10 protein-coding genes are annotated in these 12324 nt (G+C 63.5%); 7 read left to right on the forward strand and 3 right to left on the reverse strand.

Annotation, left to right across the window (positions count from 1 at the left end; translation table 11 throughout):
* Positions 1-61 precede the first annotated feature (61 nt).
* Positions 62-1093, forward strand: a complete 1032-nt coding sequence (locus tag ACK5IR_RS06495; protein WP_416927089.1) for a LacI family DNA-binding transcriptional regulator — start codon at positions 62-64, stop codon at positions 1091-1093.
* A gap of 25 nt (positions 1094-1118) precedes the next feature.
* Here ACK5IR_RS06495 and ACK5IR_RS06500 read toward each other — a convergent pair whose 3' ends face one another.
* Both ACK5IR_RS06500 and ACK5IR_RS06505 read right to left on the reverse strand, forming a co-directional pair.
* Complete coding sequence (locus ACK5IR_RS06500; protein ID WP_416927091.1) at positions 1119-2033, reverse strand: proline iminopeptidase-family hydrolase; 915 nt, start codon at positions 2031-2033, stop codon at positions 1119-1121.
* A 76-nt stretch (positions 2034-2109) separates the two neighbouring features.
* Entirely contained in the window at positions 2110-2820 is a 711-nt protein-coding gene (locus ACK5IR_RS06505; RefSeq protein WP_416927093.1) for a helix-turn-helix transcriptional regulator, read from the reverse strand.
* A 390-nt stretch (positions 2821-3210) separates the two neighbouring features.
* Between ACK5IR_RS06505 and ACK5IR_RS06510 the strand changes: the two genes are divergently transcribed.
* From ACK5IR_RS06510 to ACK5IR_RS06530, 5 genes are all read left to right on the forward strand, one after another.
* Positions 3211-4149 (forward strand): ABC transporter permease, encoded by a 939-nt coding sequence (locus tag ACK5IR_RS06510; RefSeq protein WP_416927095.1) that lies wholly within the window; start codon positions 3211-3213, stop codon positions 4147-4149.
* The gene (locus ACK5IR_RS06515) at positions 4146-4997 is read left to right on the forward strand and encodes an ABC transporter permease (protein ID WP_416927097.1); all 852 of its coding nucleotides are present in this window, start codon (positions 4146-4148) and stop codon (positions 4995-4997) included. The genes ACK5IR_RS06510 and ACK5IR_RS06515 overlap by 4 nt, the downstream gene beginning before the upstream one ends.
* Positions 4994-6658 carry a dipeptide ABC transporter ATP-binding protein gene (locus ACK5IR_RS06520; RefSeq protein WP_416927099.1) on the forward strand — a complete coding sequence of 555 codons (1665 nt, stop codon included), beginning with the start codon at positions 4994-4996 and terminating at the stop codon, positions 6656-6658. The genes ACK5IR_RS06515 and ACK5IR_RS06520 overlap by 4 nt, the downstream gene beginning before the upstream one ends.
* Positions 6655-8169 carry an ABC transporter substrate-binding protein gene (locus ACK5IR_RS06525; protein ID WP_416927101.1) on the forward strand — a complete coding sequence of 505 codons (1515 nt, stop codon included), beginning with the start codon at positions 6655-6657 and terminating at the stop codon, positions 8167-8169. Before ACK5IR_RS06520 ends, ACK5IR_RS06525 begins: the two co-directional genes overlap by 4 nt.
* A gap of 106 nt (positions 8170-8275) precedes the next feature.
* Positions 8276-9853, forward strand: coding sequence for a D-aminopeptidase (locus tag ACK5IR_RS06530; protein ID WP_416927103.1), 1578 nt, complete (start codon positions 8276-8278; stop codon positions 9851-9853).
* 88 nt (positions 9854-9941) lie between these two features.
* Here the strand turns inward: ACK5IR_RS06530 and ACK5IR_RS06535 are convergent, their stop codons facing one another.
* Positions 9942-10952, reverse strand: coding sequence for a LacI family DNA-binding transcriptional regulator (locus ACK5IR_RS06535; RefSeq protein ID WP_416927105.1), 1011 nt, complete (start codon positions 10950-10952; stop codon positions 9942-9944).
* Positions 10953-11230: 278 nt separating this feature from the next.
* Here ACK5IR_RS06535 and ACK5IR_RS06540 point away from each other — a divergent pair, with 278 nt between their 5' ends.
* A complete protein-coding gene (locus ACK5IR_RS06540) occupies positions 11231-12316 on the forward strand; it encodes a Gfo/Idh/MocA family protein (RefSeq protein WP_416927107.1) in 1086 nt (361 codons plus the stop codon).
* Positions 12317-12324 lie beyond the last annotated feature (8 nt).

A 12324-nucleotide genomic window follows, 5' to 3' on the forward strand; every position in this document is an offset into this window, starting at 1 on the left:
TATTGACCTAGGGTATGAAAGACAGGACAATCGGTCAAAACGAATGAAATGACGTGTTCTGATGTATTCTGAGGATTCGACCAGGGCTGAGGGCAGACGCCCGACGCTTGCCGATCTGGCCGTGCGCGCCGGGCTGTCGCTGGCGACGGTCGACCGGGTCATCAACCGCCGCCGCGGTGTAAAGGACCGGACGCGGATGCGGGTGCTGGAACTGGCAAAGGAGATGGGGCTGCTCAGTTCCGAGGCGGCTGCCGGCTATTCCACACAGCGACCGGCCAATATCGCCTTTCTGCTGCCTTCGGGCACCAACCCCTATCTGCAACTGCTCGGCCGCAAGTTGCGGGCAAGGATGGATGGCGGCGCGACGGGTGCGCCCAACCTGCGCTGCTTCTTCATTGACGGCTTCAACGCCGATGCCCTGGCCAACGCGCTCAGGCGCAATGCTTCCTGGGCCGATGGCATCGCATTCTTTGCCATCGAACACCCTGCGGTGCGGCAGGCCGCCGCCGAGGTCGCCGAACAGGGCACGCGGCTTGTCACCATCGTGTCGGATCTTGGCATGTCCTCGCGGATCGATCATGTCGGATTGGACAATCATGCCGTCGGCCGGACCGCCGGTCTGCTGATCGGACGGTTCTCGGGCGGGGGCGGAACGGTAGCGCTTGTCGCCGGGTCGCGGCATTACCGGGCGCATTCCGAACGCGAGGCCGGCGTGATGAGCATCATGGACGAGATGTTCCCCGATCTGCATGTCATGCCGATGCGGGAAGGGCATGACGATTCGGGCGAGAATTACCGCCTGACGCTGGAGCTGCTGGACCGGCACCGGGACCTGGCCGGCATTTACAACGTTGGCGGCGCCTCGGGCGCGATTTGCCGCGCGTTGCGCGAACGGAACCGGCGCGATGTCGTGATGATCGGTCACGGTCTGACGACCGACACGCGAAAGGCCCTGATCGATGGCAGCATGGATGCGGTTTTCGAACTGGCCCCGGAAACCCTGATCGACGGGGCGATCGCTCGCCTGACCCGCCCCGGCGACGATCCCGCGCGCCCGAAGTTCGATATCTTCTTTCGGGAGAATCTGGATTGAGCCCCGGAGTCTTGCGCGGGATTTTCTAATCTCCGGTTGCCGGTGGCGATTCCAGCCCGGACAGGAACCCTTCAACGACCCGCATGCAGTCTGCCCGCTCCTCAACATGTGGCATATGGCTGGAGTCCGCAAAAACATGACCACGGACATCGGCGATCATGTCCAGATAGGGCTGCACGCATTCCTCGGTCGCCTCGTCATGCGCACCGCGCAGCACAAGCGCCGGAACGGCGATCTGCGGCAGCCTGTCAATCACGGACCAGTCCTTCAGCGTTCCGATGACGTGAAATTCGTTCGGCCCGTTCATCGCGTGATAGACGGTTGGATCGTCCGCCATGGCATCGAACGTCCGCTGCACCTCTGCCGGATAAGGCTGAATCCGGCAGACATGGCGCGCATAGAATATGTCTGTCGCGGCAACATAGTCAGGATGATCCGTGGTTCCCGCATTTTCGTGCCGGTCGAGGGTCTCCTCGACCTCTGCAGGAAGTTCGGCGCGCAGCTTCGACGCCCCGGCGACCCATAGCGGCATCGAGGCAGGTGAATTGGCAATGATCAGGCCGCGCAGTCCTGCCGGCTGTCGCACCGCATGTTCGGCACCCAGCATGCCGCCCCAGCTTTGCCCCAGAAGAGCATATCGCCCGGCAATACCCAGATGCGCCAGCAGCGCCTCCATTTCGCCGAGGAAGAAGTTCACCGTCCAGAAATCGGGGCTCTTTTCGCGCAGATGGGTGGACCGGCCGTTCCCGATCTGGTCATAGTGAACGACTGCCCGCCCGCCGGCCGCAAGATCCTTGAAGCTATCGACGTAATCATGGGTGCAGCCCGGCCCGCCATGTGCGACGACCAATGGCAATCTGCCGGAACCCAGATCGCCGGTGACGCGATACCAGGTCCTGCTTTCGCCGTAGGGGGAGAATCCCTCGCGAGTTTCGACCATCTCTTTCTCCTCCGGAAACGCAGTCTCTTGCGATCAGGTTAGCAGCAGGTTCCGCTGCCGCGACAGCTGGAAGATCTTATAGGTTCGGCTGCGCTTCCGGGCTGTCAAGAAGACGGTAATATCCCGCCAGCGCCACCGCATGAAAGCGGTTGCGTGCCCCGAGCTTTCTGGTCACCGACGAAAGGTGAAGCGTAACCGTGGGCACCGAACGCCGCAGTTCATGGGCGATTTCCTTGGCTGTCATGCCCGATGCGCACAGCGACAGGCACTGACGTTCACGCGGAGTCAGCCGCACATGGGTGGTTCGCAGATCGTCGGGCGACATGCCGGCCATGATGGCGTCGTGCAGGACATGGCCCAGATACCCTACCGCGGATAGCTGCCGGTCGAGATCGGCATCGTCCCCGTCCAGCCGCATCGCCGTGAAAGTCGCAAGTCCGCCTCCGGCCATGCGGATCGGAACCGTGATGCCGGAGTGCATCCGCGTGTCGCGCAGATAGTCGACCACCACCACATGTCTTTCGGCAAGGGTCTTGCGCATGATATCGCTCTGGCGCCGGCCGCGATGCGTCCAGAAAAACGGTTGCGACACATGGCGTGCCGCCTCCATCACCGGATCGCGTCCGTAATAGCCCTGATGGCACCAGAGTTTCTCCATGTCGTCGGGCACGTTCTTCATCGCCAGTATCGTGGGCAGAATGAACGCGCCCTCATGACTGAGCGGAACCGGCGAATAATCATAGGCAACGATATCGAATCCACGCGGTGCCAGGACCTGGACGGCCAAGCTGACCGCCGAATCCGGCGTCATCGGCGACTGAAAACCGTAAGGTTGGCCTGCGGAGTGCTGATCCATGACGACAGCTTCGCCGATACGCAGGTCGTGTCAACTTTTCCCCCAAAAAAGCCGGTTGGGATTCTGGCGCCGGCCAGGAGTACGACACAAGCGCCACCAGCCCGTGCGCTGGAACAGCATTGGTCGGAGAACGCGGGGCAACCTATAAAAACTGATAGCTATACAGGACGATATTCGCGCCGATAGGGTCTGGTGATGTATGCCGGCCGGCTCCGTGGCTGGATTTGGTGTGGTGCCACGATCGTTACAGACCGGCAGAAAATGCATGCAATTGATCCGGGTGCCTGAATCCCGGGCAGCAGGGAGATGGGCTGAACGCCGATGCATCGCTATCGATTCGTCCTTTACCGTCCGCTGCAACTTGTTCCGGTTCTTTTCGGCATTTCGGTCATCACATTCGTGCTGGTGCGCCTGATACCGGGCGATCCGGCGCGCATTCTGCTTGGTGCGCGGGCCACGCCCTCGGCCATTGCCAATATCCGCGCCCAGTACGGTCTGGATGAGCCGCTGTGGGTGCAGTATTTCTATTTCATCAGGAACCTCTTCGAAGGGGAGATGGGCCGCTCGACGCTCTACAAGATCGACGTGTTGCGCCTGATCGCCACGCGGATCGAACCCACGCTGGCGCTGGTCGTGACGGGTGTGCTGCTGGCGCTTGCGATCTCGGTTCCGTTCGCGGCGATTTCCGCCCGGCGTCAGGGCAGCCTTGCCGATCACGCCATACGCGCCATCTCGACCGCAGGGATCGGGTTTCCCTCCTTCTGGCTGGGCGCGATGCTGATCATGCTGTTCTCGGTCAGGCTGGGCTGGCTGCCGGTTTCCGGCTATGGCCAGACGCCGGGCGAAAAGCTGACCCATCTGATCCTGCCGGGGCTGACCATTGCATTGTCGCTGTCAGCGATCCTGACCCGATCGCTGCGGGCAGGCATGATCCAGGGTCTGCAATCGGATGTGGCGACGGCCGCACGCGCCAGGGGGATGAGCGAGAATGTCGTTTTCTGGCGGCATGTCGTACCCAATGCGATGGTACCGACCGTCAATCTGCTGGCGGTGAACATTGGCTGGCTCATCGGCGGTACCGTGGTCGTGGAAAGCGTTTTCGCGGTGACGGGACTGGGCCAGCTCATGGTGCGCGGCATCTTCACTCGCGATTACATGGTCGTGCAGGGCGTGGCGCTGACTTTCGCTGTCGCCACCGTGCTGATCAATTTCCTCGCCGACATCATCACCGTTTCGCTGGATCCGAGGATCGAGTTGTGAGCGCGGGCGCGCGCCGCGTCCCGGTCCTGCGCTGGAGCGGCCGGTTCGGCCGCCGCAGGATGCTGGGCATCGGGCTGGCGATCCTCGTCTCCTTCGTTCTCGTCGCCATGCTGGCGCCGCTGATAGCGCCCTTCGATCCGCTGCGGCACAACCCCGACATGCGGCTGATGCCTCCGTCGCTGGCGCATCCGTTCGGGACCGACAATTTCGGCCGCGACGTGCTGAGCCGGGTGATTTTCGGCGCGCGGGTCGATCTGCAGATCGCCGTGATCGGGGTTCTCTTTCCCTTCCTGATCGGCACGGCGATCGGCACGGTCGCGGGATATTTCGGTGGCTGGGTCGACACGATTTTCATGCGCGTCGTCGACGTGGTGCTGGCCTTCCCCTTTCTGGTGCTGATGCTGTCGATCCTGACCATCCTCGGGCCCGGCCTCGGCAGCTTTTACATCGCCATGGCCCTGGTCGGCTGGGTCAGCTATGCGCGGCTGGTACGTGCGCAGATCCTCGTTCTGAAGACGCAGGACTTTGCCGTCGCCGCCGCCAGCCTCGGTTTTTCGCGCATTCGGATCATGTTCGGCCATCTGCTGCCCAATGCGCTCGCCGGGTCGCTGGTATTTGTCATGTCGGATGCGGTGCTGGTGCTGCTGAACGGGGCGGCGATCAGCTACCTCGGTCTGGGCGTTCAGCCGCCGACGGCCGAATGGGGGATCATGGTTGCCGAAGCACAGGGCTTCATCACCCGGGCGTGGTGGATCACGCTGTTCCCCGGCATCGCCATTGTGGTTCTGGCCTTCGGATTTTCACTGACAGGCGATGCGCTGGCCGAGCTTCTGGAGGTGCAGGAATGACCTGGCAACTCAGCGTTGAAAACCTGTCGGTCAGCTATCGCGACGAGGGCGTGGAGCGCGCGCTTCTCAGGCAGGTCTCGGTCAACCTGCGCGGGGGGGAAATCCTCGGTCTCGTGGGCGAATCCGGCTCGGGCAAAAGCCTGCTGTGTCGGACGGTGATGGGGCTGCTGCCGTCGCGGAAGCTTCATGTAACCGGCGGGCGCATCCTGCTGGACGGGGTGGAACTGTCGGATCCGGCGGCCGTGCGGGCATTGCGCGGTCGCCGGATAGGCATGATATTCCAGAACCCTACCAGCCATCTCGATCCGGTAATGACCATCGGGCGACAGATCGCGGAGGGGTTGGCCAAACATCGCGGGCTGAGCCGTCGCGAGGTTCGCCGCGAAGGGGTGGCGCTGCTCGATCAGGTCGGCTTTCCCGATCCGGCCCGCGCCTGGTCGAGCTATGCCCATGCGTTTTCCGGTGGCATGCGGCAGCGCGCGATGATCGCCATCGCCCTGTCCTGCGACCCCGAAATCCTGATCGCGGACGAGCCGACGACCGCGCTGGATGTCACCATTCAGGCGCAGATCCTGCGGCTTCTGATGGACCTGCGCGACCGGCGCGGATTGTCGATCATCCTGGTGACCCATGATCTTGGTGTCGTCGCCCAGACCTGCGACCGAATCGCCGTGATGAAGGATGGGGAAATCGTCGAGACCGGAGAGAAGCGTGGCCTGCTGTCAAAGCCCATGCACCCCTATACGCAGCAACTGATTGCCTCGCACCCGTCGCTTTCGAAAGCGGGTGAGCAGGTGCCGGTCCACAGCCATGACAAGCAGCCGTTGTTTCGGGTGACCGATCTGCGCGTCGCGTTCCGGACGGGCGGATTGCCGGGACGACGCCGGGTGTTTCCGGCACTGAAGGATATTTCGCTCGATATCTGGCCCGGAGAGACGGTCGGCATCGTCGGCGAATCCGGTTCGGGCAAGAGCACGCTGGCGCGGACCATGCTTGGCCTCAACCCGATCACCCGCGGCGAGGTCTCGTTCGAGGGACAGAGCCTTGTCGGCGACCGATCCGCCGCTCTGGCGGCTCTCAGGCGCGATGCGGCAATGGTGTTTCAGGATCCGTTCAACTCCCTCAACCCGCGCATGACCATCGGCAGGACACTGGCCGAGGTGCTGAGAACACAGGGAGAAACACCCCGCGCCCGCATTCCCGAGCGTATCGTCGAACTGCTGGAAATGGTCGGTCTGGACCATACCTTCGCGGCGCGTCGCCCCCGCAGCCTGTCCGGCGGTCAGTGTCAGCGCGCCGGCATCGCCCGCGCCCTTGCCGTCAATCCGCGGGTGATACTGGCCGATGAATGCGTGGCCGCGCTGGATGTCACCATTCAGGCCCAGATTGTGGCGCTGTTTCGCAAGCTGACCGAGGAGCGCGGGCTGACGCTGATCTTCATCGCCCATGATCTCGCCATAGTACGCAACCTGTGCGAGCGGGTTGTGGTCATGCATCATGGCGAGATCGTTGAAGACGGCCCATCGGCGCGCGTCTTTGATCGCCCCCGATGCGATTACACCGCTGCCCTTATCGCCGCCATCCCCGACATCGACCCCAACCGCCCCATCAACGGCGGAGCAAGACCAACACAGGAACCGCAACAGGAGTATGCAATATGATCCGGAAGTTCACCAAACTCACCCTTGCCGGCCTGACACTCTCGACCGCAATCGTCTCGGTTGCGGAGGCTGCTGGCATCCTGACCATCGGGCGGCGCGAGGATTCATCGACCTTCGATCCGATCGCCTCGGCGCAGAATATCGATTTCTGGGTGTTTTCGAATGTCTTCGACGTGCTGGTGCGTGTCGATAACGAAGGCAGGAAACTTGTCCCCGGTCTTGCCGAAAGCTGGGAACAGTCTGAGGACGGACTGACCTATACCTTCCATCTGCGCGAGGCGAGATTCTCGGACGGTTCGCCCGTGACCTCGGAGGATGTCGCCTATTCGCTGACCCGTATCCGCGACAGCGAATTGTCGCTGTGGTCCGACAGCTACAAGATCATCGCCGATATTCAGACCCCGGACCTGCAAACTGCTGTCGTCACGCTGTCCGGACCTTCGGCTCCGTTTCTGTCGACCATGGCCATGCCCGGTGCTTCGATCGTGTCGAAGGCCGCCATGACCACCATGGGCGAGGAAGCATTTGCCGAAAAACCTGTCGGCTCGGGCGCGTTCATGGTCGACGAATGGCGCCGCGGCGACCGGGTGATCCTTGCCAAAAACCCGGAATACTGGGACGCGGCGAATGTCAGCCTCGACGGCGTGGTCTGGATCTCGATCCCCGACGATAACACCCGCATGCTGGCCGTACAGGCCGGCGAGCTGGATGCGGCGATCTATGTTCCGTTTTCGCGCGTTTCGGAACTGCAGAACGATGCCAGCCTGAATGTGGTCATCAACCCGTCGACCCGCGAGGATCACCTGCTGCTCAATCAGGAACACGAGCCGCTGAACAATCCCGCCGTCCGTAAAGCCATCGACTTTGCCATCGACAAGCAGGCCATTGTCGACACGGTTACCTTCGGTCAGGGCGAAGTGGCAAACTCCTATGTCCCGCGCGGTGCGCTCTATCATCTGGAGGACAACGGCGCGCGCGAATACGACCCCGGGCAGGCAAGGGCGCTGCTGGCCGAGGCGGGTGTCGAAGACATCACGCTGGACTACGTGGTCAATGCCGGAAACGAGGTTGACGAGCAGATTGCGGTGCTGCTTCAACAGCAGCTTGGCGAAGTCGGGATTGGCGTCGATCTGCAGAAGGTCGATGCGAGCCAGAGCTGGGACATGCTGGTCAACGGCGAATACGATATCTCGGTCATGTACTGGACCAACGACATTCTCGACCCCGATCAGAAAACCACCTTCGTTCTGGGACATGATGTCAACATGAACTACATGACCCGTTACCAGAACGAGCAGGTCAGGCAACTGGTCGCGGATGCCAGACTCGAGAGCGACGATGCCGGACGCGCCGGGATGTATGCCGAGATCCAGCGTCTGGCCAAGGCCGACGTTCACTGGATCGACCTCTATTACAGCCCCTACATCAGCGTCACCGGCAGGAATGTGGAGAATTTCGGGCAAAATCCGCTCGGTCGTTTCTATCTGGAGGAAACCGTCAAGAACGACTGAGGATAGTCAGGCGGCCCTTGCCAATCACGGGCCGTCTTTCGTTCACGCACGGATAAGACCGCACGCCGCGGCAGACCATGACGCCGGCGAGGATCGGAGAGGGATAATGAGCGATATTCAACTCGATGCGCTGACCGAAGCGCTCGATGTGCTGCCCAAACGCTGTTCGGGACCCGGCGGCGTGGCCGGCGTGGTCAAGGATGGACGGATCGTCGGCGCGCGGGCGTGGGGCTATGCAAATCTGGATACCGGGCAGGCGATGACGGCGGCCACGCGCCTGCCGATCTGTTCGATTTCGAAGCAGTTCACCTGCATGGCGCTGCTGGGCGCGCTTGGTGATCCGGCGCGGTTTGACGGCCGTGTCGCAGAATTCCTTCCCGATTACCGCGATAGTTTGCCGACGATGCGCAATCTCTGCGACATGCAGTCGGGGCTGCGCGACTACTGGGCGCTGACCATTCTTCAGGGGGCGCTGGCCGAGCAGGAATTCCGCCGCGACGATGCGCTTCCGCTGATCGCGCGCATGAAGACCGCGCATTTCGCACCGGGCACTCAGTATTCCTACAGCAACTGCAATTTCCGCATCGTGTCCGAGATCATCGAATCCGAAACCTGCCGCAAGCTGGACGATCTCTACCGCGAACATGTCTGGCAGCCGGCTGGAATGAAGACGGCGGTTCTGACCTCCGACACAAGACACCCCGAGGACGGGCTTGTCGCCTACGAAGGTAACGATACGACGGGTTATTTCCCTGCCGAGAACGCCATTTTCTGGATCGGCGATGCAGGGATTTCGGCCTCGCTGAACGACATGCTGGCCTATGAATGCTGGATCGACGCTACCCGGGACGACGAAAGCAGCCTCTATCGCCGGATTTCCGTACCGCCCGGCTTTGCAGACGGCAGGCCCGCCGCCTATGGCTACGGGCTGGCACGCGAACGGATCGCGGATTTCGAGTTCACCGGCCACGGCGGCGCGCTGCGCGGGATCCGTGCGCAGCGGTTGCATTCCCGCGAGGCGAGGCTGTCCGCCGTGGTGATCTGCAATCATGAACCCGATGTGCATGGCGCGGCTGCCGGTCTGATCCATGCGGCGCTCGGCGCCTCCGGGCCGCAGCCGGATACTGTTCCCGCTGTCTGGGATGGGCAGTTTCTCGCGCCGAACGGGTTGCGTGTGTGTATTGCCAGCGGCCGTCGCGGCGCAACTCTGTCCTACGCGACGGATCCTGACAATCTGGTGCTGGCGAAGGATGGCGCGCTTGCATCTGCCAGCGGTGTGCGGGTGACGCGGGGGGACGAAGCGGTGACGATGGAACGGCCGGGCGACAACCTTACCGTCCGGCTCGCCCCGCTGGAGGTTCGGGACACTGCCGATGGAGCCGAAATCGCCGGGCGCTATCGTTCGGAGGAGCTTGAGGCGGAGATGGAAATCTCCTGGCAGGATGGCGGCGCCTATGCCCGCTTCACGGGGCTTCTCGGGACCGGACGTTTTGAACGGATGGCGCCCGTCGGTCCGGACGTCTGGACCCTCGTCACGCGGCGCTCGATGGATGCGCCGCCTCCCGGCGACTGGACGCTGATCGTCGAACGCGACAGTGCGGGGCAGGTGACGGGGTTCAGCCTCGGTTGCTGGCTTGCGCGGCAGATCCCCTATCGTCGCGTTCGGCCGCTCGATCGCCGATGAACCGACCGGGCCGGCCGTCCCTTCCGCGGCATTCGCGCACCAGGGTTGTGCCAGGCCATCCGAACCATCTCATCCCGGGACCAGACAGCTAGATTGCGGGGATGTTCTCGCGGAAGATCACCTGAAGGCGGGGCGGGTAGTCGGGCTCGGATTTGCCGTTGACGGCGGAAACCAGCAGCCTGATCGCCTCGCGGGCCTGCACCTTGGGGTTCTGTTCGATCACCGCGTCGATCGTCCGGTCCAGCAGCATGATCCGCGTCGCATCGGTCAGGTCGTGCCCGATGAAGACGATCCTGCGCTCGAGCCGACGTTCGCGCAGGGCCCGGGCGATTCCCTGGTTGCCGGCGCCGATGCTGTAGATCGCCGAGATCTCTCCGGCGTCCAGCATGCGCAGGGTGGCGCGATAGGCCAGTTCGCGGTCGTCGCTGACCTCGTAATGGCCTGCGATGGTGATGCGGCGGAATTCCTCGGCGAGGATGGAGCGGAAGCCCATCTCGCGCTCCTCGTGGCCGCGATAGGCCAGTGACCCCATGAAGAGCGCCACCCTGTGCTCGCCGTCGCCGGCCGGCAGGAAGCGCCCCAGAAGCAGCCCGGCGAGCCGGCCGGCGGCGCGATTGTCGATGCCGACATACCCCACCTTCTTCACGGTGTGGATATCCGACACCATGGTGCAGGTCTTTACCCCGCTGTTGGCGAGCGTGTTGATCGCCTCGCGCACCTCGGGGTGATCGGGCGCCACCAGCCCGGCAGCGTCGGCCGTGCCGCGCAGGCTCAGAACCTCGTCGGCGAGCCGGGCCGGTTCGAAGCTTTCGATCTGGTGGATCGAGACGTCGCAATCCCCGCGCGCCTGCGATTCCTCGATCAGATGGCGCCGCAGCGTGTGCAGGAAGGTGTTGGTTCCGACCGGCAGGACAAAGGCGAGCCGGACGCGCGGCGGGGTCTCTTGCGCGGCCGGGCCGAAATAGCCGAGCCGCGCCGCCACCTGCAGGACGATGTCACGCGTACGGGGTCGCACGCCGTCGCGGTTGTTGAGGGCCCTGTCCACCGTCGCGGGAGACACGCCGGCCTCGCGCGCGATCCGGGCCACGGTCGTGCGCACGGCACCCTCCCGATCCTGTTCCGGATGAGTCAATCAGATCACGTCGTAAACTACATCTATAGCAATCATTATTGCAATATCTGTCTGATATTCGGCTGCAAGCAGCCGAGTATTGCAGATTGATGAGGTAAAATGATTTGAAATGAGGTTTGTCCCCGTGCGGCGAATCCCCAATCATTGCCCTGACGCGACCGGCCGGGCCGATGCCCGGATGGTGCGGCTCACCGAGCGCCGTGCCCACCCCATGGCAGTGCGGCGGGCGGAAACGGGAGGGGGAAATGACGGATTTCGTGGCACGACCGGACCCGGAGGTCCGGTGCAGGACGCACAGGATCGGCTGTATCGGCGCCGGCATGATCATGGCCGAATGCCATCTGGCGGCCTATGATCTGGCGAAATTCCCGGTTGTCGCCATCGCGTCGCGCACCCCGGCCCATGCGCGGCAGGTGGCGGAGCGCTGGGGCATCGGACGGGTGCATGACACGCCCGAAGAGCTGATCGCCGATCCCGAGGTCGAGATCGTCGATATCGCCTATCCGCCCGACCGCCAGCCCGACCTGATCCGCAAGGCGCTGGCCGCGCCCAATATCCGGGCCATCCTGGCGCAGAAGCCGCTGGCGCTTTCGCTGGAGGAGGCGCGGGCATTGCGCGACGCGGCGAAGGCAGCGGGAAAGCTGCTGAGCGTCAACCAGAACATGCGCTACGACCAGTCGATACGGGTTCTCGGGCAACTGCTCGACGCCGGCGTTCTGGGCGATCCGGTCTTTGCCCAGATCGACATGCACGCCATTCCGCACTGGCAGGGGTTTCTGGAGGGCTACGACCGGCTGACGCTTTCCAACATGAGCGTTCACCATCTGGATGCGCTGCGTTTCCTGTTCGGCGAGCCCGAGGAGGTAACCAGCCTGACCCGCACCGATCCGCGAACCCGCTTCGCGCACCGGGACGGGATCGTCAGCACGATCCTGCGCTTTCCCTCGGGCCTCATGGCGCTGAGCCTCGAGGACGTATGGTCCGGCCCGCGCGAGGAGGGGTACCCCGACGATCAGCATATCGCCTGGCGGGTCGAGGGCACCCGTGGCGTGGCCCGGGGAACCATCGGCTGGCCCACCGGCGCGGCCTCGACGCTGGAATATGCCGCCGCCGGGGCGACCGGTGGTGCCTGGATCCGCCCGGAATGGGAGACGATGTGGTTCCCGCACGCCTTCATCGGCGTGATGGAGCAGCTTCAATACGCGCTGGAGACCGGTACCCGGCCGGCGCTCGACGTGGCCGACAACGTGCGCACCATGGCGCTGGTCGAGGCCGCATACCGATCCATCGACGAGGGCCGCACGGTGCGGCTCGACCTGAGCGACGACTGAGGGAGGAC

The organism is Tropicimonas sp. (genome assembly GCF_047971885.1).
Classification (GTDB): domain Bacteria; phylum Pseudomonadota; class Alphaproteobacteria; order Rhodobacterales; family Rhodobacteraceae; genus Tropicimonas.

What these genes read in the sequence shown, in the direction of transcription:
- ACK5IR_RS06495 (WP_416927089.1), top strand. Translation starts at nt 62, where the DNA reads ATGTATTCTGAGGATTCGACCAGGGCTGAGGGCAGACGCCCGACGCTT.
- ACK5IR_RS06500 (WP_416927091.1), bottom strand. Translation starts at nt 2,033, where the DNA reads ATGGTCGAAACTCGCGAGGGATTCTCCCCCTACGGCGAAAGCAGGACC.
- ACK5IR_RS06510 (WP_416927095.1), top strand. Translation starts at nt 3,211, where the DNA reads ATGCATCGCTATCGATTCGTCCTTTACCGTCCGCTGCAACTTGTTCCG.
- ACK5IR_RS06520 (WP_416927099.1), top strand. Translation starts at nt 4,994, where the DNA reads ATGACCTGGCAACTCAGCGTTGAAAACCTGTCGGTCAGCTATCGCGAC.
- ACK5IR_RS06525 (WP_416927101.1), top strand. Translation starts at nt 6,655, where the DNA reads ATGATCCGGAAGTTCACCAAACTCACCCTTGCCGGCCTGACACTCTCG.
- ACK5IR_RS06530 (WP_416927103.1), top strand. Translation starts at nt 8,276, where the DNA reads ATGAGCGATATTCAACTCGATGCGCTGACCGAAGCGCTCGATGTGCTG.
- ACK5IR_RS06540 (WP_416927107.1), top strand. Translation starts at nt 11,231, where the DNA reads ATGACGGATTTCGTGGCACGACCGGACCCGGAGGTCCGGTGCAGGACG.